At 62.4% G+C, this 20,253-nt stretch carries 10 protein-coding genes; 5 read left to right on the forward strand and 5 right to left on the reverse strand.

Going from position 1 to position 20,253, the window contains the following annotated elements; translation table 11 throughout:
• Positions 1–86: 86 nt before the first annotated feature.
• From BLV18_RS16550 to BLV18_RS16560, 3 genes are all read left to right on the forward strand, one after another.
• Positions 87–1,760: a ShlB/FhaC/HecB family hemolysin secretion/activation protein gene (locus BLV18_RS16550; RefSeq protein ID WP_139211031.1), complete on the forward strand. Its 1,674-nt coding sequence runs from the start codon at positions 87–89 to the stop codon at positions 1,758–1,760.
• 19 nt (positions 1,761–1,779) lie between these two features.
• Positions 1,780–6,366, forward strand: a complete 4,587-nt coding sequence (locus BLV18_RS16555; protein ID WP_167375952.1) for a hemagglutinin repeat-containing protein — start codon at positions 1,780–1,782, stop codon at positions 6,364–6,366.
• A gap of 190 nt (positions 6,367–6,556) precedes the next feature.
• Positions 6,557–9,022, forward strand: a complete 2,466-nt coding sequence (locus BLV18_RS16560) for a two-partner secretion domain-containing protein (protein WP_090360137.1) — start codon at positions 6,557–6,559, stop codon at positions 9,020–9,022.
• A 14-nt stretch (positions 9,023–9,036) separates the two neighbouring features.
• Here BLV18_RS16560 and BLV18_RS16565 read toward each other — a convergent pair whose 3' ends face one another.
• Both BLV18_RS16565 and purL read right to left on the reverse strand, forming a co-directional pair.
• Positions 9,037–9,348, reverse strand: coding sequence for a YqfO family protein (locus BLV18_RS16565; RefSeq protein WP_049861261.1), 312 nt, complete (start codon positions 9,346–9,348; stop codon positions 9,037–9,039).
• A gap of 3 nt (positions 9,349–9,351) precedes the next feature.
• Positions 9,352–13,251: a phosphoribosylformylglycinamidine synthase gene (gene purL / locus BLV18_RS16570; protein ID WP_090360138.1), complete on the reverse strand. Its 3,900-nt coding sequence runs from the start codon at positions 13,249–13,251 to the stop codon at positions 9,352–9,354.
• 217 nt (positions 13,252–13,468) lie between these two features.
• Here purL and mltF point away from each other — a divergent pair, with 217 nt between their 5' ends.
• A complete protein-coding gene (gene mltF / locus BLV18_RS16575; protein WP_090360141.1) occupies positions 13,469–14,929 on the forward strand; it encodes a membrane-bound lytic murein transglycosylase MltF in 1,461 nt (486 codons plus the stop codon).
• Between the two features lie 72 nt (positions 14,930–15,001).
• On the opposite strand, the gene tadA is transcribed toward mltF, so the two are convergent.
• From tadA to BLV18_RS16590, 3 genes are all read right to left on the reverse strand, one after another.
• A complete protein-coding gene (gene tadA / locus BLV18_RS16580; RefSeq protein WP_279626321.1) occupies positions 15,002–15,484 on the reverse strand; it encodes a tRNA adenosine(34) deaminase TadA in 483 nt (160 codons plus the stop codon).
• Between the two features lie 3 nt (positions 15,485–15,487).
• Positions 15,488–16,861, reverse strand: coding sequence for a multicopper oxidase family protein (locus tag BLV18_RS16585; RefSeq protein ID WP_090360145.1), 1,374 nt, complete (start codon positions 16,859–16,861; stop codon positions 15,488–15,490).
• Between the two features lie 246 nt (positions 16,862–17,107).
• On the reverse strand, positions 17,108–19,702 hold the full coding sequence (locus tag BLV18_RS16590; RefSeq protein ID WP_167375953.1) for a membrane-targeted effector domain-containing toxin: 2,595 nt from the start codon (positions 19,700–19,702) through the stop codon (positions 17,108–17,110).
• Between the two features lie 160 nt (positions 19,703–19,862).
• Between BLV18_RS16590 and BLV18_RS16595 the strand changes: the two genes are divergently transcribed.
• Positions 19,863–20,234 (forward strand): PH domain-containing protein, encoded by a 372-nt coding sequence (locus BLV18_RS16595; RefSeq protein WP_056844194.1) that lies wholly within the window; start codon positions 19,863–19,865, stop codon positions 20,232–20,234.
• The last annotated feature ends 19 nt before the right edge of the window (positions 20,235–20,253 follow it).

The raw sequence follows: 20,253 nt of genomic DNA on the forward strand, positions 1-20,253 counted from the left end.
TCCCCTCTCCCCTACCCGTTCTCAGGGAAGTCCCCCCTCTTAAAGTGGCCGCCTATTAATTGGTCGACGACTGGGGCTGGGCTGCAATGACGATTTTCCGCAAACACTGCCTGTTATCCGCACTGCTGTTCGGTCCGGCCCTGGCGCTGGCCGACACAAACGCCCCTCAAGTGGATGACCAGCTTCTGCGTCAATTCGACAGCCAGCGCCTCGAGCGCGAGGCTGCCGAACGCGCGCAGCGGTTGGAGACATTGCGCAAGGACGCAGGCGAGCAAGCAGCGCCTAGCCCTCAACAGGTCGAACGCGATACCGACTGCTGGCCGGTGTCGGCCGTGCGAGTGCAGGACAACCAGCTCCTGGACACCGAGACTCTGCAAGCCGTCCTCCAGCCTTGGGTCTCGCCCTGCATAGGGATCAACGATGTCAACCAGATGCTGATCGCACTGACCGGAGCTTACGTGAAGGCCGGTTACGTCGCCGCCAGGCCCTATGTGGTTCAACCGCCCGAAGCCGGTGGTGATCTGGTCATCGCCATGCTCGAAGGCTTCGTCGAATCGATCGAAATGGCCGATGGCAGTACCGACCTGTCCCTGGGCAGCGCCTTCCCCGCAATGATCGGACGGCCACTCAAGCTCACCGATGTGGAAAGTGGCCTGGACCAGCTCAACCGTTTGCGTTCGGTCGACCTGACCCTGGACATCGCGCCCGGAGAACAAGTGGGCGGTACGCGGATCATCCTGCGTCCAGGGAGTACGCAAAAGTCCTGGACCATGGGCACTGGCCTGAACAACCGCGGCAGTGACAGTTCCGGGCGTCACCAAGCGCAATTGAGCTTGAGCCTGGACAATCCACTTCACCTCAACGACTCCCTGGCCGCCAGCTACGCCCATAGCCTGGACGCAGGGGCAGGCTTCAGTCGCCAGGGAGGGTTGTTCTACGAGATACCCTACGGACGCTGGACCCTGAACGCTTCGGCAAGTCGTTTCGAGTCGCAGGCTCCCCTGCCCAACCGCCATCGGGTGGCGCAGAGCCTGGACAGCTACGGGCTCAAGCTGGATCGCAGCCTCTGGCGCAATCAGACAACGCTTCTCAACGCGCACCTGCGTCTGGACCAGACCCATACCGACCTGCTGTTCGACGATACGACCGTGCACAACGGTCGCACGACGCTCAGCGTTGCCAGCGTCGGGCTGAACCTGACTCACCTGGGTGATTCGGTATGGACTGGCTACCTGGGCTATGCCCGTGGGCAAGGCTGGCTGGGGGGGGATCGCACCCCTTTGCGCCATGACGCCCCTCAGCCGCATTTCGAAAAGTACCGCGGTACGGTCACCCGCCGGTCGCTGTTCGATCTGCTGGAGCGTCGCTGGGCGTGGAACACCGAACTGGATCTTCAGTACAGCCCGGACCCTCTGCCGAGCCTGGAGCAACTACGTCTGGCCAGCAGCAGTGGCGTGCGTGGCTACCGCCTGGACAGCCAGCCGGTCTCCCAGGGCGCCACGTTGCGCAACACCCTGAGCACTTCGCAACGACTTGCCCAAGGCCTTTACCTGACCCCTCGCGCCGGGCTCGACGCAGGTTGGGGGCAGCACACCTACAACAAGGTCGACACCCAGCACGCCATTGGCGTGAGCGCCGGTGTGATCTTGAGCTGGGCCGATGGCCAGATCGCTCTGGACTACCAGCGCGGCCTGCAACGGCGCGGCAGCTCCACCCTGGAACCAGGTTTCTGGATCTTCGGGCTTTCTCAAGCTTTCTGAAAAAACAGGTAGATACTCCATGAAAAAAAATCTACGTTGCATTCAACGCGACACCTTGCGCCTGGCGATTGCCTCCATCGTGCTCGCCCCCTACATGGCCGGCGCGGACGTCATCCAGCCTGGCGCAGGGCGGGGGGAGAATCCGATCATCCTGGACAACCCAGGCCAGGCGCCGGTTATCGATATCGTCGCGCCCAATGCCGCCGGCCTCTCACACAACCGCTACGAGCAGTACAACGTCGGCGTGCCCGGCGTGGTCTTGAACAACAGCCTGCAGTCAGGTCGCGCCCATGTGGGTGGCCAGTTCCAGGATGTTCAGGCCAACAGCCAGTTCAAGGGACAGGCAGCCAGCACCATTCTCAATGAGGTGGTGGGCCGCCGCCGTTCGGAAATCAACGGTGAGCAGTTGATTTTCGGTCAGCCGGCCGACTATGTACTCAGCAACCCCAACGGGATTTCCCTCAATGGCGCACGACTCAACCTGGGTGTGGACAAGCAGGCGACCTTTTTGGTGGGTCGACCGCAGATCGAGGCAGGTAAAATCGTCGGGTTCGATACCCATGTCGACATCGATCCACGTGCGGCAATCAGAGTCGACTCCGATGGTGTAACCGTCAACGGCGGCTCACTGGCCTTGATCACACCGACGATCGACCAGCAGGGTCGGATCAGTGCAGCCGACAAACTCGACATTCTGTTGGGTTCACACAAGGTCGATGCCAATACCTTGGCAATCAACGATGTCCAGCAGACCTCCTTCAAGGCCGATGCTCGTCTGGTAGGTGCGATGCACGCTGGCCGAATCAACATCTTGAGCACGCGCCAGGGCGCGGGAATCAACATGGGCATCAGTGAGATTCAGGCACGTCAGGGCATCGATATCACGTCGCAAGGGCACCTGACCATGGGCAGCGTGGCCAAGCACGATGGCCTGACGACTCAAGGCGTGGTCAGCGCTGGCGATGGTGATGTGCGGCTGGGCGCGGCGGCGGATCTGAACATCATGTCGGTGGCCATCAGTGGCGCGTCGGTTACCGCCGACGCTGGCGCGAACCTCAACCTGGATACCCTGACTCGCACCGTGGAGTCCAGCCGAAGGACAGGTGTCGACAACGACTGGTACATCTTGCCCGCAGGCGCAACCATCACCACGGTCGACAAGACGCAGACCGAACATCTGACGAACAGCCTGAACGCCACGCAGAACGTGACCTTGACCGCCGGCAACAATGCCCGACTCGCGGCCACCCGCGTCAAGAGCGCTGGCGACGTGGCAATCAGCGCAGGAAATACCCTGGAGTTGACCGCCAACGTCGACCGCACCCGCGATAGCGTCACGGTCAGCAATCAACGCCAGGGCCCTCAACGGCTCAACAGCACATCCACCCAGACGACCCAGAGCGCAGCATCCAGTGTCGTCGAAGGCCAGGCGATCAATCTGGCAGGGCGTGCGATAAAGGTCACCGGCAGCGACTTGAGCAGTCGCAGCGATTTGACGCTGTCCGCCATCGACAGTCTGGACATCGGCAATGTCGCCCTTCATGGCTCGGTCGTACAGGATAGCCGAGAAGGCCACGTGATCGTCCGCCGGTCCGCGACGGAGGTGCACGATCGTGAGAAGACCCAAGACCATCGCGGTAGCAAACTGACCGCCCGCGACGGCAGGATCGCCGCCAAGGCCGATCGTGTGGACCTTGTGGCTGCGCAATTGGAGGCCGGGGATATCATCCTCGAAAGTCTGGCAGACAACCTGACGGTTGAAGGAGTGCAAGACCAGCAACACATCGAAAACGCCCGCCTGACCACCGGGCTGTTCAAGTCGTCCGACCGTCATTACGACCGCACGCAAAGCAAGTATCAAGGCAGCTCCATCAATGCCAGTGGCTCTGTGAAACTCGACGGCAAGGGTGACGTTCGTATCATCGGCTCCAGCGTTGCGGCTGCCGGGGATCTGACGGTCAAGGCCGATGAACACCTGACCGTGGCTGCCGGCGAGGAAAGCCTCGAATCCACGCTCAAGGGCGATGACTGGAAGCTCACTGTATTCGTCGAGGCGGCCGGCCCCGGTTCGGGCCAGCCACTGGATGAGGTTCAAGGAGCCTCGGGACAGTGGAACGCAGGCGCTGGGCTGAGCCAGAAGTGGAAGCTGGACACCGCTCAGTTGAGTACTCACCAAGCCAGTAGCCTCAAGGGCCGTAACGTTACCCTCGAGGCTGCGCAGACCCTGGCCATTATCGGTTCTTCGGTGGATGCCGTGCAGGACGTGGCGCTCGATGCCAAGGACATGCGTATTCTCGCCACCGAGGCGCAACGCAGCTTCCGCAACAAGGAAACCGGCAGGACGGTCAATTACGAAATCACAGCCGGTATCGATCGAGTGGGCACCGGATACGCATTCGCCCTGCAGACCGACACCGATGGGCGCAGTGAAAGCATTCACACACGCAGCACGATCAAAGCGGGCAATGACGCCTCTTTGACGACGAAAAAACTCACGACCGAGGCCGCGCTGGTGGAAGCCGGCCAGTTGTTGAAAGTGCGCGCCGACGAAGCCTATAACAAGACCGCCACCGACGTCACCAAAACGGCACTGGACTACAACAAGATCAAATTGAGTGCGGGCAGCTCGCTGGATTACGGCGCCATCACCCGCCAGGTGCAGAAGCTGTGGACCGGCGTCGACCAGACCAGTCTGTATGCCACCGGCCTGGAGGACGGCATGCTGCCATGGAGCGTGGGCGTCAACCTCAAAGGCGACTACCTGGACCGCGAAACCCAATCGCTGACCCATCTCGCCCGCGTGTCGGAGTTCCAGGGCGGCACTGTCGATGTCGCGGTGACCGGCGCGCTGCACGACATCGGCACCCGCTACGAAAGTACGATGGGCACGCTTGACCTGCGTGCAAAGAGCCACACCATGGACGCGGCCAAAAACAGCGTGCGCACCACGATCGATTCCCTGGGGGTTGATGCAATTGCCCGGCTGGAAAGTTCGACCGGAGCCGATTGGACCTTGGGCGCCGCAGCTCGCGGCTACAGCAGCGCGCAACACAAGACGGTAGAGACCGCCGTGGTGGGCAGCCTGACTGGCAAGACGGGGATCGGCGTCCAGCTGGGTACCAACGGACTGTACGAAGGAACACGGTTGAGCAGCCACTCGGGCCCGATCCGTATCGACGCGGGTGGCAACCTGCAGGTTCTCCAGGCCACCAACAGTATCGTCAAATATGACGATGGGACGCGCGGACGTGGTGCAGTGCAGATCAACGGCACCGTCACTCCGGCCCCGGTGGTTCAGGGTGGCGCCGTGAGCGGCAGTGGCCAGTACACCGAGTTGACCAGCAAGGAGACCACGGCCATTGGCGCCACATTCGATACCCCTGGTGCCGTCGAGCTCACAGCACAAGGCAACGTGATCATGCAGGGCACCGCTGTCGGTTCGCAGAATGCACCCGTCGGCAGCCTGTCGATCAACGCCGGCCAGAGCGCCGTCGTCCTGGCAGGCATCGATACCGCCAAGGAAGAAGGCAACGTTTATGGAGGTGGCGGCTCATTCAAGGCCGGAGCTCGCCCTCAATCCGGAGGTCGGCCACTGGGTGGCGGTGCGAGCTTCGAATTGGGCCAGACTCAGGAAAATTCCGCAAAACGTCACGGTTCGCAGTGGCACGTGCTAGGAAATCTGGCCGTCTCGGCGGGCAGCAGTCAGCAGGCAGCCATATTGCTGGAGGGCCTGCAAGCCACGGCCGATCGAATCCAGCTGGACGCCCGCGCCGGGGGCATTCACGCGATCGCCGCCCACTCCATCATCCACCGGGACAACAAGCTCATTTCGGCAGCGGTCGAACTGGGTGGTGCGTCGGGTGGCGCGAAGTCCTTCGCGGTCGATGAATTGAGCGCGAAGTTCAAGCTCGCCTATGACAAGCTCAAAAGCAGCACGCACGCCAACGCCACACTGACGGCTGGTACGGTTGAATTCAACAGCCCGGGTGAGTTGCGGCTGGCCGGGGCTCAGGTGAATGCCCAGCAGGTGAGCGGGTCGGTGGGTAGCCTTCAGGCAATCAGCGTCCAGGACAATGTGGATGGGACGAAAGTCGACATCGATGTCGAGGTTGGCAAAGGCGGTGATCAGTGGGGCGCGATCGGCAGCCTGGCAACCCTGGCAGGCGACTGGGGTGTCAAGAACAAAGAGCGCCTGGATCAATTGAACAGCACCTACTCGACCGACATTTCGGGCAAGTTCGACTTCGACATGCGTCGCGAGCTACGCAACACGGTGGCTCAGAGCACCGTCATCAATGGTCGCGACAGTCTCGGCCTGAACGTTCTCGGGACAACTCGCCTGACTGGCGCTCAATTGCAGACCGGGGGCACTCTCCCGGCACAGAACCCGGATCTGCTGCAGACCAGTAACCTGAGTTCGCGCGACCGACTGGTGACGATCTCATCGCTGGCACTCACGCCTTCGTTGAGCGCAATCAAGGATGTGTACAGCCATCTGCAGAAGGACAAGCCGGAAGAAGTCGTCATCGACACCGGTCTGTTCCGTGCAGGCGGCCACAATCGGACCCAGGATCTGACAGGGGGTGTGGAAAGACTCTCGCTCTGATCCCACGTCGCGACCCCGCCTGGCCGGGGTCGCACACCTCTCTGCGGCCTGACAATCGTTTGGGCTTCATCCTACGGAGCACGGCGGGCAGTCCCCCTGTCGCCTCATCGCCTCCCTTCCTAAGGTAATCCACTGTGCATCGGCCGACGCTCGATGCACAGACCAATCCTGGACCTAAGGAAAGACCTCGATGACCCACGCCTCAAAACACTTACGCCACCTGACCCCACGCTCACTGCCGCTGGCCATCGCCGCTGCGCTGCTGGTGCCTTGCTCATACGCCTGCGCCGATGGCCTGACAGCATTCGATGGGGCCGCTGCGAAGCCAACCCTCCACAGCGACCGTACCGTGCCGGTGATCGACATCGTCGCGCCCAACCAGGCGGGCCTCTCGCATAACGTCTACAGCGAATACAACGTGGGCACCGAGGGTGTGGTGCTCAACAACAGCGTGGTGGCCGGGCACAGTGAACTGGCCGGCGCGGTGCACGCCAACCCGCAACTGGGTGGCACGGCCGCCAGCACCATCCTCAACGAAGTGGTCGGGCACAACCGCTCCAACATCAACGGCCCACAAGTGGTCTTCGGCGCGGCGGCAGACTATGTGCTGGCCAACCCGAACGGCATCACCCTCAACGGCGCCAGCCTGGCCAACGTGCCGCGTGCAACCTTTGTGGTCGGTTCGCCCACGCTGCAGGATGGACAACTGCACCAGCTCGACACGCAAGCCGCCAAGGGCGTTCTGCGCGTGGACAAGAACGGGGTGAACAACCTGGACGGCAGCCTTGCGCTGATCGCGCCCAGCATCGCCAGCAACGGATCGATCCGTGCATCTGGCGACGTTGACCTGTTGCTCGGCAGCAATGTCATCGATTACGCCAGCAATGAAGTCGTCAGCAGTACGCGCACGCCCAAGCGCATCGATGCCAACCTGCTTGGCGCCATGGACAGCGAGGGTCGCATCCGCGTCGTCAGCACCCACGAAGGTGCCGGTATCAAGATGCCAGGGGTCCAGATGAAGGCGGACAAAGGCATCAGCATCGCAGCCGCAGGCGATATCACCCTGCAGGGCCGCGCCAGCGGCGATGAACCGGCGCCACAGGCACGGCTCGACGCGGGCAGCGCAGAGCTGAGGGTGAACAGCACGCAACAGCTCAACCTGGCCGACGCGCAGCTGCGCAGCCAAGGCGAGATGTCCCTGACCGCGCATGCCCTGCGCAGCCAGGGCATGGATGCCATCGCCGAGGGCGCCTTGCGCATCCGAGCCAGCACGGCGAGAAACAACGCGGACCAGGCGCAGGTCAGCCGCTATCAAGGCAGCGAGGTGGATGTATCGGTCGACGGCAACATCAACGACGTCGGAACGTCCTATGTCAGCACCACCGGCATGACCCGCATCACCGCCCAGAACCACGACCTCAAGGCCGCTGCGGACAAATCCGCCGAAGGTACGAGCCAGGCCAAGGTAGGGGTCATTGCCGGTAGCGCTGGCGTGGACATCCAGCTCAAGGGCGATGGCCACTACGAAGGCACAGCGTTCAGCAGTACCCAGGGGCCAATCACCGTGAACGCCGGAGGCGCACTGTCGCTGAACCAGGCCAGCAATCACAGACAGTCCGTTGACGATCAGCGTACTCGCAACGAGCGCCAAGCCGTCGTGGCACGCTTCGACACACCTGGCGCGGTCACCCTGTCCGCTGGACGTGACGCCTTGCTGACAGGCGTGCAAATCGGTTCGAAGGAGCAGAAGGTCGACACGCTGAACATTTCCGCAGGCGGAACATTGCTCAATCTGGCAGCCATCGACAAAGTGACCGCCACCGGCCATCACGTATCCAACAGCGAGCAGGGTCTGCAGATGACCCAGACCGAGCAGGACAGCTATCGCCAGGTACATTCCCAGTGGCGGGTTGCCAACGATGCCAACCTGAGCGCCTCGGCGCGTCACAACCAGGCAATCACTCTGCAAGGCACCGAGCTCGATGCTGCCCGCATTCGACTCCAGGCTACCAACGGCGGCGTGCAACTTGAGGCTTCGACTCAGCGCATCCAGGCGGACGTGAAGACGTTCGGCATCGGCTCGTCCACCGGCGGCTCGCAACTGGCCATCACCCAGTACAAGGAAGACAGCAAGACCTATCGCAACGCCAAGCTGGTAGCCGATGCCGTCACTGTCGATACCCAGGGCCAGCTGCGCCTCAATGGCGCCGAAGTGCAGGCGCAGACGATCACGGGTAGCGTGGGCGGCAATCTGGTGGTCACCAGCCTCAGTGACGATGTGAAGGTGCTGAACGTGGAAGGACAAGCCCAACTGGGTGGCAAGCTAGCGCCCGACACATTGGCCAGCGAGGCTGCACTGCTGGCCGGCAAATGGAATGAACCGGCAACCGCCGCGTTGCACGCCTATGGTCTGGCAGGTACAGGCAGCCTGATAGAGCAAGGCCGTTTCGATTTCAAGCGTACTGACCGGCAGGGCATTGCCCAGGCGTCTGCTTTGTCGGCCAGCGAAGGCGTGAGTCTGAAGGTGGCTGGGGTGATCGATCAGGCGCAGGAAACTCAAGGCGTGAACGAGCTGCAGAGTCACAACCTGGTGAACGTGCGCGGGGGGAATCTCGACATGGCCAAACGGGTGTACGGCCAGATGCGTCTGCGCTGAAAAGCGGTGGCGGCTTACAACTCGTGAAGCCGCCACACTTCATAGGCCGGCGTTTCGTAGGGGTGGGCAAGCTTGAGTGCTTGCACCACCTGTGCGATGAGCGGATCGGCCACGACCAGCTCGACCTTCCACTCTTCGACCTTTTCCACGACGTCGGCCTGCCCGCAAAAGGGTTGGCTACCTGCAAGCGGCCGAAACTGGCCCTGCCCCATTACCTGCCAAGCGCAGCTGTCATAGGCGCCAATGCGACCGCCACCGGCGGCGAATACAGCGCTTTTGACAAGCTCGACATGGCTGTCGGGAACGAAGAAGGCCAGTTTGAACACGTTTTAGTCGACCCAGACACGGGCGTTGCGGAACATGCGCATCCAGGCACCGTCCTCGTCCCACTCCTCAGGCTTCCAGGAGTTCTGCACTGCGCGGAAGACCCGCTCCGGGTGCGGCATCATGATGGTCACGCGACCGTCGCGGCTGGTCAGACCGGTGATCCCGCGCGGCGAGCCGTTCGGGTTGGCCGGGTACTGCTCGGTAACCTTGCCGTGGTTGTCGACGAAGCGCAGGGCCACACAGCCCGATACATCGGCCTGCAGCAAGGCATCGGCCGAGGCGAACTCGGCGTGGCCTTCACCGTGGGCGATGGCGATCGGCATGCGCGAACCGGCCATGCCCTGCAGGAAGATCGAATTGGATTCCTGCACCTGGACCATCGCAACGCGCGCTTCGAACTGCTCGGAACGGTTGCGCACGAAGTGCGGCCAGAACTCGCTGCCCGGAATCAGTTCGTGCAGGTTGGACATCATCTGGCAACCGTTGCACACGCCAAGGGTGAAGCTGTCGCTGCGCTCGAAGTACTGCTGGAACGCATCGCGGGCACGGGCATTGAACAGTGCCGACTTGGCCCAGCCCTCACCGGCACCCAGAACGTCACCGTAGGAGAAGCCGCCGCAGGCGACCAGACCTTTGAACTCGTTGAGATCGACACGCCCAGCAAGAATATCGCTCATGTGCACGTCGATGGCATTGAAGCCGGCACGGTCGAAGGCTGCGGCCATCTCGACCTGGCCATTGACGCCCTGCTCACGCAGCACGGCCACCTGTGGACGGACACCCTTCTTGATGTACGGCGCAGCGATGTCTTCGTTGACGTCGTAGCTGAGGTTGAAGCTCAGACCAGGGTTGTCTTCTTCGAGCAGCGCATCGAATTCCTGATCGGCGCCGACGGCGTTGTCGCGCAGTCGCTGGATCTGGTAGCTGGTCTCGGCCCATTGGCGTTGCAGCAGACGGCGCTCACCGCTGAACAATACGTCGTCGTGGTAGCGGATGTTCACCGCACCGTTGTTGATCGGCTGGCCGATCACCGCGACGCAGTCATTACCCAGGCCCGCAGCGCTGAACTGCGCCAGGATCATCGGCGTGGCGTCCTGACGGACCTGGATCACTGCGCCCAGCTCTTCGTTGAACAGCACCGCGCCCACTTCCTCGCGGCTATGCGCCACGGTGGCCAGTTGCAGGTTGAGCCCGCAATGACCGGCGAAGGCCATTTCCACCACACTGGCCAGCAGGCCACCGTCGGAACGGTCATGGTAGGCCAGCAGGTGGCCGTCGGCGTTCAGGCCCTGGATCACGGCGAAGAATGCCTTGAGGTCTTCGGCATCGTCGACGTCCGGTGCCCGGTTGGCCAACTTGCCATGCGCCTGAGCCAGGATCGAGGCGCCCATGCGGTTCTGACCACGCCCCAGGTCGATGAGGATGAGGTCGGTTTCGCCCTTGTCCATGCGCAGTTGCGGGGTCAGGGTCTTGCGGATGTCGACCACCGGAGCGAAGCCGGTGATGATCAGCGACATCGGTGAGGTCACGCTCTTGTCGGTGCCCTCCTCGCTCCATTGGGTCTTCATGGACATGGAGTCCTTGCCGACCGGAATGGTGATGCCCAGCGCCGGGCACAACTGCATGCCGACCGCTTGCACGGCGTCGTACAGACGCGCGTCTTCACCTGGATGGCCAGCTGCGGACATCCAGTTGGCCGACAGCTTGATGTCGGAGATTTTTGCGATGCTCGATGCGGCGATGTTGGTCAGGGTTTCGCCGACCGCCATGCGGGCCGAGGCCGGGGCGTCGAGCAATGCGAGCGGCGTGCGCTCGCCCATGGCCATGGCTTCGCCGCTGTAGACGTCGAAACTGGTGGCGGTGACGGCGACGTCGGCCACCGGTACCTGCCACGGGCCGACCATCTGGTCGCGTGCCACCAGGCCGGTGATGGTGCGGTCGCCGATGGTGATCAGGAAGCTCTTGCTGGCCACGGCCGGGTGATGCAGCACGCGCTCGATGGATTCGGCCAGGTCCAGCTGGGCCGGGTCGAAGTCGTCACCCAGCGCCTGCTCGCGCACGGCACTGCGGTGCATGCGTGGTGCCTTGCCCAGCAGCACTTCGAGTGGCATGTCGACCGGGCTGTTGCCAAAGTGGCTGTCGGTGACGGTCAATTGCGGCTCTGCGGTAGCCTCGCCGACCACGGCGAACGGGCAACGCTCGCGCTCGCAGATGGCCTGGAAACGCTCGAAGTCGGCCGCATCGACGGCCAGCACGTAGCGTTCCTGGGATTCGTTGCTCCAGATTTCCAGCGGGGCCATGCCCGGCTCGTCATTGGGCACGTTGCGCAGCTCGAAGCGACCGCCACGGCCACCGTCGTTCACCAGTTCGGGGAACGCGTTGGACAGACCACCCGCGCCCACGTCGTGGATGAAACTGATGGGGTTCTTGTCGCCCAACTGCCAGCAACGATCGATGACTTCCTGGCAGCGACGCTCCATTTCCGGGTTCTCGCGCTGCACCGACGCGAAGTCCAAGTCCGCCGAGCTGGTGCCGGTGGCCATGGAGGAGGCGGCGCCGCCGCCCAGACCGATGAGCATGGCCGGGCCACCGAGCACGATCAGCTTGGAGCCGACGGTGATCTCGCCCTTCTGTACATGCTCTTCGCGAATGTTGCCCATGCCGCCGGCGAGCATGATCGGCTTGTGATAGCCGCGCACTTCTTCGCCGTGCGGGGTATCGATGCTTTGCTCGAAGGTGCGGAAGTAGCCGGTCAGGGCCGGACGACCGAATTCGTTGTTGAACGCCGCCCCGCCCAGAGGGCCGTCGATCATGATGTCCAGCGCGGTGACGATGCGCTCGGGCTTGCCGTAGGGTTTTTCCCACGGCTGCTCGAAGCCCGGAATATTCAGGTTGGAGACGGTGAAACCGGTCAGGCCAGCCTTGGGCTTGGCACCACGGCCGGTCGCGCCTTCGTCGCGGATCTCGCCGCCAGACCCGGTTGACGCGCCTGGAAACGGCGCGATCGCCGTAGGGTGGTTGTGGGTTTCCACCTTCATCAGGATGTGCACCGGCTCCTGCACCGCGCCGTACCGGCGGGTTTCAGGGTTCGGGAAGAAGCGCCCGGCCACGCTGCCGACGATCACCGAAGCGTTGTCCTTGTACGCCGAAAGCACGCCTTCGCTGTGCATCTGGTAGGTGTTCTTGATCATGCCGAACAGGCTTTTTTCCTGGCTCTGGCCATCGATGTCCCAACTGGCGTTGAAGATCTTGTGGCGGCAGTGCTCGGAGTTGGCCTGGGCGAACATCATCAGTTCGATGTCGTGCGGATTGCGCGCCAGACCCTGGAAGCTGCTGACCAGGTAGTCGATTTCGTCTTCGGCCAGGGCCAGGCCCAGCTCGACGTTGGCTTTTTCCAGCGCGGCACGACCGCCGCCCAGGATGTCCACGGCGGTGAGCGGCTTGGGTTCGGCATGGCGGAACAGGCCGGCGGCCTCTTCCAGACGGGACAGCACCACCTGGGTCATGCGGTCGTGCAGCACACCGCCGATCAGCTCGGCTTCAGTCTCGCTGAAATCACCAGACACATAAAAGGCAATGCCGCGCTCCAGACGCTGAACCTGAGTCAGGCCACAGTTGTGTGCGATATCGCTGGCCTTGCTCGACCAGGGCGAGATGGTGCCAAAACGCGGCAGCACCAGGAACAGCCGCCCGGTGGGCTCCTGAACCGGAACGCTGGGGCCGTACTTGAGCAGACGGGCAAGGACTTGCTGGTCGTCGCTGGCCAGCTCGCCTTCGACTTCGGCGAAGTGGGCGAATTCAGCATACAGGCCAGTAACAGCGGGGACCTTCTGGCTCAGTTGCTCGAGTAATTTACCGTGGCGAAAGGCAGAAAGGGCAGGAGCGCCGCGCAGGATCAACATCGTCGGGACAGCCTCGAAAGGGGGTGTGCTTGGAGGCCGTGCATTCTAGCCTAAACCGTTGCGCTAGGCACCCGACGGATGGAAAACACCGCGTTCGTTCGTCAGATCCCGCAGGACGGGCGGTCGAGGGGTGGTCGCGCAGGCCTCGCCGCTCTAGCAGACTCCTCTACTTACTGTCGAGATATGGCTCAAGCGGCCGTTTGCGTATACTGCACCCATGCTCACCCAGACCGTCTTACGCTCGCGCTGCGCCAAATGGCTCTTCGCAACCGGACTTCTCCTGCTGCTCAGTGGCTGTGTTGATAAACCCAGCACGCTCGAGCGGGTCAAGGAGGACGGCGTGCTGCGCGTCATAACCCGCAACAGCCCGGCGACCTATTTCCAGGATCGCAACGGCGAAACCGGTTTCGAATACGAACTGGTCAAGCGTTTCGCTGATGACCTGGGGGTCGAACTCAAGATCGAAACCGCCGACAACCTCGACGATATCTTCGCCGGCCTGAGCCAGCCCAAGGGGCCGGTACTGGCCGCCGCCGGTCTGGTGACCAGCGAGGTTCGCGAGAAACAGGCGCGCTTCTCCCACCCCTACCTGGAAGTGACACCGCAGGTCATCTATCGCAACGGCCAGAACCGTCCTACCGATGCCGCCGAGCTGGTCGGCAAGAAGATCATGGTGCTCAAGGGCAGCAGCCACGCCGAGCAACTGGCCAAGCTGAAGCTGCAGTACCCGGCGATCGAGTACGAGGAGTCCGATGCGGTGGAGGTGGTGGATCTGCTGCGCATGGTCGACGAAGGGCAGATCGACCTGACCCTGGTCGACTCCAACGAGGTCGCCATGAACCAGGTGTATTTCCCCAACGTGCGGGTCGCCTTCGACCTGGGTGACGGCCGCGACCAGCGCTGGGCCGTGGCCGCAGGCGAGGACAACAGCTTGCTCGATGAGGTCAACCGCTTCATCGACAAGGTCAAGGGCAACGGCACCCTGCAGCGACTCAAGGACCGTTATTACGGGCATGTCGATGTGCTGGGCTACGTCGGCGCCTACACCTTTGCCCAGCACCTGCAACAACGTTTGCCCAAGTTCGAGAAGACTTTCCAGGCTTCGGCCAAGCAGGAAAAGGTCGATTGGCGGCTGCTGGCAGCCATCGGCTATCAGGAGTCCATGTGGCAGGCCAGCGTGACCTCCAAGACTGGCGTGCGCGGCTTGATGATGTTGACCCAGAACACCGCCCAGGCCATGGGCGTGAGCAACCGCCTGGACCCCAAGCAAAGCATCAACGGCGGTGCCAAGTACTTTGCCTACGTCAAGGACCAACTCGACGCCAGCATCGAGGAGCCCGATCGCACCTGGTTCGCACTGGCGGCCTATAATATTGGCGGTGGTCATCTGGACGACGCGCGCAAACTGGCCGAGGGCGAAGGGTTGAACCCGAACAAATGGCTGGACGTGAAGAAGATGCTGCCGCGCCTGGCGCAGAAGAAGTGGTACAGCAAGACGCGTTACGGCTACGCACGCGGGGGCGAACCGGTGCACTTCGTCGCCAACATCCGCCGCTACTACGACATTCTCACCTGGGTGACCCAGCCGCAGCTCGAAGGCAGCCAGGTCGCCGATGGCAACCTGCATGTGCCCGGCGTCGACCAGTCAAAGCCTGCACAGCAGACCCCACCCCTCTAAAAGCACGCGGTGATCTTGTGGGAGCGGGCTCTGCCCGCGAAAAAGCCCTCGGCAGCACTCCCTCCTTGAATCTCAGCCCTTCGCCCGCCGCGCCCTGAAAAATTCGCTCAAGATAGCCCCGCATTCTTCGGCCAACACGCCCCCCTCCACCACCAGCCGGTGGTTCAGAAAACCCTGACTGAAGAACTGTCCCTGGCTCTGCGCGACGCCCGCCTTGGGTTCGAGCGCACCGAATACCACCCGCGCAATGCGCGAATGCACGATAAGCCCCGCACACATGCTGCAAGGCTCCAGGGTGACGTACAGGGTGCTGCCCGGCAGCCGATAGTTCTGCACCGTTTGCGCAGCGTTGCGGATGGCGACCATCTCGGCGTGGGCGCTGGGGTCGTGGCCCCTGATGGGGCAATTGAATCCGCGCCCGACGATTTCGCCCTGCTGCACCAGCACCGCGCCTACCGGCACCTCGCCCAGCGCCGCGCCTTCGGCTGCCAAGGCCAGGGCCTCGGCCATGAAGAACTGATCGCGGCTGCGATCGATGATCTGTGCGTACTTCACTGTTCAGGCAACCTCTATTGCAGCCATGAGTCCGGTTTCCATGTGGTCGATCACATGGCAATGGAACATCCAGATACCCGGATTATCCGCCACCAACGCCACCTGGGCACGTTCGTTCTTGCCCAGCAGGAACGTATCAGTGAAGTACGGAATGATCTTGCGCCGATTGGACGCGATCACTTTGAAACTCATGCCGTGCAAGTGAATGGGGTGCTGATATTGGGTCATGTTCTTGAGCTCCAGCACGTAGCTCTTGCCCAACTGCATCTTGGCGATGGGCCGATCGGCGCAGGTCTTGTCGGTGATGTCCCAGGCAATGCCGTTGATCTGCCACAGGCTGGGCGGCTTGCCGTCGGTGGTGTCGGACACCTCGCCCACCCATTCGAAGTTGAAATTGAGCTTCTCGGCGTTGGCCAGGTCCGGCTCGGCAATCGGGTTGGCGGGCAATGCCGGCGGCCAGTCGGTAGCCGCTGCCTCGGCCGGCACCGAGCGCAGCGTGCCCAGACGCACCGAGCCATCGCGAATAGCGATCTCTTCACCGGCAGGCGGCATCTTCACGGCAAGGCAGACGCGCATGCCGGGACCCATCCAGTAATCCTTGCCGAACGCACGGGGCTCGATCGGGTTGCCGTCCAGCGCATACAGGCGCATCTGGGCGTCGCCACGAAAATTCAGGCGGTAGGTGGCGGTGTTGTCCAGGTTCAGAATTCGCACCCGGACGATCTGCCCTGCCGGCAGATCGATGGTTGCCCGATGCACACCGTTGATCGTCGAGAGTCGCCCCAGAGTGCCGTTGCGCGCCGCCTCGCGAGGAATGCTGAACGGCAGGAACGCGCCCTCCTCGTCCACGTGCCAGTTTTTCAGGTTGAGCACTGCTTCATGAGCGAAGCCGGTCGGCTCGCGCTCCTCGACGATCAATGGGCCGACCAGGCCCCGGCCCAGTTCCTCACTGCTGGCGACATGGGGGTGATACCAGTAGCTGCCGGCGTCGGGCACGCGAAAGCGGTAATCGAAGTATTCGCCGGGTTTGACCGGCAACTGCGACACATAGGGCACGCCGTCCATGTCCAGCGGCAGGCGGATGCCGTGCCAGTGAATGGTGGTCTCTATCGGCAGTTGGTTGATGAAGCGCACACGTAGCCATTCGCCCTGGCGCACGCGCAGCTCCTGGCCGGGTGCCGAACCGCCGAAGGCCCAGGCAGGTGTCTGGTGGCCTGCCACCAGCTCGACGTCGAGCGGCGCGGCGATCAGTTGATAGTCGACACCGGCCTGGTCGACCGGCGTTCCCAGCCAGTACCGGGCAGCGCCACCGGCCCCCACACCAACCGCCACGACGCCTGCCAGGCCACCGAGAAATCGTCGACGAGTGAAAGACATGGGGACGGCACCTGCTCAATGAACGCGAAAGGCCGACACGATACACCTGCAATTGAGAAAGATTAAGCGTTGAACGACCGTGCGGTGGGGTGCCAGCAGGCCGAAGTGCGTCTTGCACCGCGCCCCTGCAGCAGCGGCGCGAGCCGCGTCCGGCCTTACCGAGCAGTGCCAGACAAACCGCATGCGCCGCCGATTCGGCTTGCACCGTTGCTACAGAGCCGGACGAACCGCATGCGTACTGGCGCGTCAGGGTCTGATGACCCCCGGGGGTGCCAACGAGGGATCCAGGTAGGTGAACGGCGCCTCGCGCACCTTCAATGCCAGGCGCCAGTCTGCCTTGACCACACCATCGGGGTGGCCCATGGATGGCAGATAATATTCGCCAGGATCCAAGGTGATACGGGTCTGCTGACCGGCACCCGCATCGACGATACGCAGCGCCGTCACATCGTGCAGCTGCGCGAGCCCCGGAACGCCTTTATAGGTGGAAGCATGGGTGTCGCCGACCAGAGCGATCCACTTGCCGCTACCCGGCAACCCGCCACGCGCCGCGATGACGCGGCTGGCATGGTAGCTGAACACTTTGTGGCGCAGGGTGCCACCGACGTTGTAGAGGTCGTCCATGCCATCGAGTCGATAGCTGGCCGCACAGTCCAGCGCGCGCACGTGGATGCCTTCGCCGCGCGCGGCCTGCACCAGCGTGGTGAAATTGTAGCGTTGCGCGGGGTCGGTGTGATGACCCAGATCCTGGTCACGCAGGTAATCCTGCAGTTGGCTGGGCAAACGGCCATCACTGGCGACCTGGTCGAGTTCGGCTTGATGCAGATCGGTCATCAAGTGCTCCATGTACAGGGTTTCCACGCCGTCCCTGGCCAGCGCCGGCATGTTTTCGATCAAAAACCGCTTGCTGGCGATGGCTTGATGGGACTCACCGATGACCAAGCCCCTGGACTCCTCCAACAGCCGACGCACGGCAATATACGGCGGCAGTGAGGGATCGGGCACCGGCACGGGCGATCTGCCAGGCGAGCGCCACTGAGCAATGAAGGCGTTGGCATCTTCGATCAACTCGGCGCGCAGCTTGTTGAGGCTGTCGAGCACGGGGTTGAGGGGTGTATAGGGATCGAAATAGTCACCCGAAAGCATCTTTCGAAACTGATCGCTCAACAGCTCACGTATTGCGGCCCGAGCCACCAGTGGTACTTCATAGCGAGTCGGCGAGCGCTCGAACTGGACGTAGCTGACCGGTGGCGGCTCCAGCTCGACTTCTCCCGAAACGCTCATGCAGCCACCACCACCTCGCAGACAACCGGGAGGCGTCAGTTCCCATTCCAGTTGCTCGTTGAAGCGCACCGGATAGTTGCCGGTGAAGGCAAAGGGTCGTTGTGGATCAATGATCAACCAGCAACGCAGATTCGTATCGTAGCGCGCGCGATAGAGGTTGCCACGCAAACGGATTGTCGGCTGGCCTCCTACATCCAACAAGCCTTGAGTGTCCGGCAGCAGCGGCGTTTGCTCCGCTGCATGCGCCGGGGCCTGCAACGGCTGCAAATCACCGACGTCTGGTACCTGCGCAGGAATCAACAATGTCGTGTTGAGCAACAGTTCTATGCCGCTGACGATCGAAGCGTAGAGCGCAGAGCGTCGATCGACCGTTTGTGCAGCGTTCACCGCCCGCTCCACGTTCAGCGCAAAGCGTCCGGCACTGGCCAATACCACAATCAACGCGATCGGCCAGTTGACCATGGCCGCCGAACCGAACAGGTGCGCGCCGGCGCCCAGATAACCGATCCATAGCTGCTTGCGCAGCTCGCTGTTGCTGTGCAGTTGCAGTCGGGCCTCGGCTTCCATCTGTTCGCGAGTCCGCGTGCGCAGCCAGTGCGCTGCATCGATTGCAATGGGCGGCCACGCCACCTTGGCAGCGAACTGCTTCATTGGTTTCTTTGCCAACAACGCGAGACTGCGTGTGCGCGCCAGCGCCGCAGCAGGCTCCAGAAGCCTTCCGTGATCGAGCAGCCGCTCGCGACTCTGCACATTCTGCAGCTGCTGGTACAACCATTTCTCGACCGCCGCATGGTCGGCAAACGCTTGAAACGCGGTATCGCGGCCCGCTAGATACAGCAAACGCTCTCCAGTCGGTCTGTTGAAACACAGCACGCTGGTGAACGCGTGGCCGGCAATCTGCAGCGCGTCGACGATCACACTTCCGATCGGCAGCCGCTGGCCGCTCAGATCGCCCAGCGTCGGCGCCATGGCATCCGCGCATCCCATGCCATCGAACACCCATTGCACCTGCGGGCGCGTGAGCTTACCGGCCTGGCACGCTTCGATGGCGGCGCTCAGGCAATTGATCCGTATCAGCGTTGATACGCCTTGCTCGTTGTCGGTCCAGAATTTCGTCAGCACCGCTTGATAAGATGCAGCAAAATCGACCTTCCATAGCGCGCTCAACACCTTGTCGGGCTCCAGCCGCACCTCGTTACGCTCATCGAACCACTGCGCCTGTGCATTTGCGGTGTAGAACCCGCCCATCACATGCAGCAAATCGGCGTTGTCCTGATCGCTTGCGCGAAACCTCTGCATCAGCAGTTCAGTGAACGTCATCGTCTCGCTCGGCGGCCCCTTGTGCGCATAGCCGCTGAACGAACGATGGCTGGATTGAGCGTTGTCGAAACGATGCCAGTAGAAAGTGTCGGGATGGGCATCGACGCCCATGGAGGTGAGCAACCGAGTGGCAGCAGCCACCGCCATCTCGTGGAGATCGGGCAACTGCTCGGTGAGTTGCTGAGCAAGGGCAGCGAGAGCGCCGCTTGCTTGCGTATCAGAATGTGCATCAGTCATGTCGAAGTGATCGGTTGCTGAAAGGGCCGCGAGTATGGCCATTGCTTCAGAACCGCCTGGCCTACATATTTGGCCTCACGCTGCAGGCGCCCCTGCCCCCTTGTCAGCGCCATCATCAGGGTAAACTTCGGCAACCCCCCTCCTCGCAGGATTCCACGCCATGATCGACTTCAACAACAAAGGCTTCTTCAAACTCAAGCAGAACGCCGAATACGGCGAACGCGTCACCGCGCTGTTGCTGGACGACGAGCACGTGGTCGACGCCTACAAGTCGATGCGCGACGGCGTGGTGTTCACCAACAAACGGATCATTGCCGTGAACGTGCAGGGTCTGACCGGCAGCAAGAAGGATTTCACCTCCCTGCCCTACAAGAACATCGTGGCGTACTCGATCGAGACCTCGGGCACGTTCGATCTGGATTCGGAACTGGAGGTGTACTTTTCGGCGCTGGGGAAGGTGCGGTTCGAGTTCTCGGGGAAGACGTCGATGGTGGAGATTTCGCGGTTGATTGGGGGGTATGTGTTGAAGTGAAACAAAAAGCCCGCGATTA

It is taken from the genome of Pseudomonas coleopterorum, from assembly GCF_900105555.1.
GTDB lineage: Bacteria > Pseudomonadota > Gammaproteobacteria > Pseudomonadales > Pseudomonadaceae > Aquipseudomonas > Aquipseudomonas coleopterorum.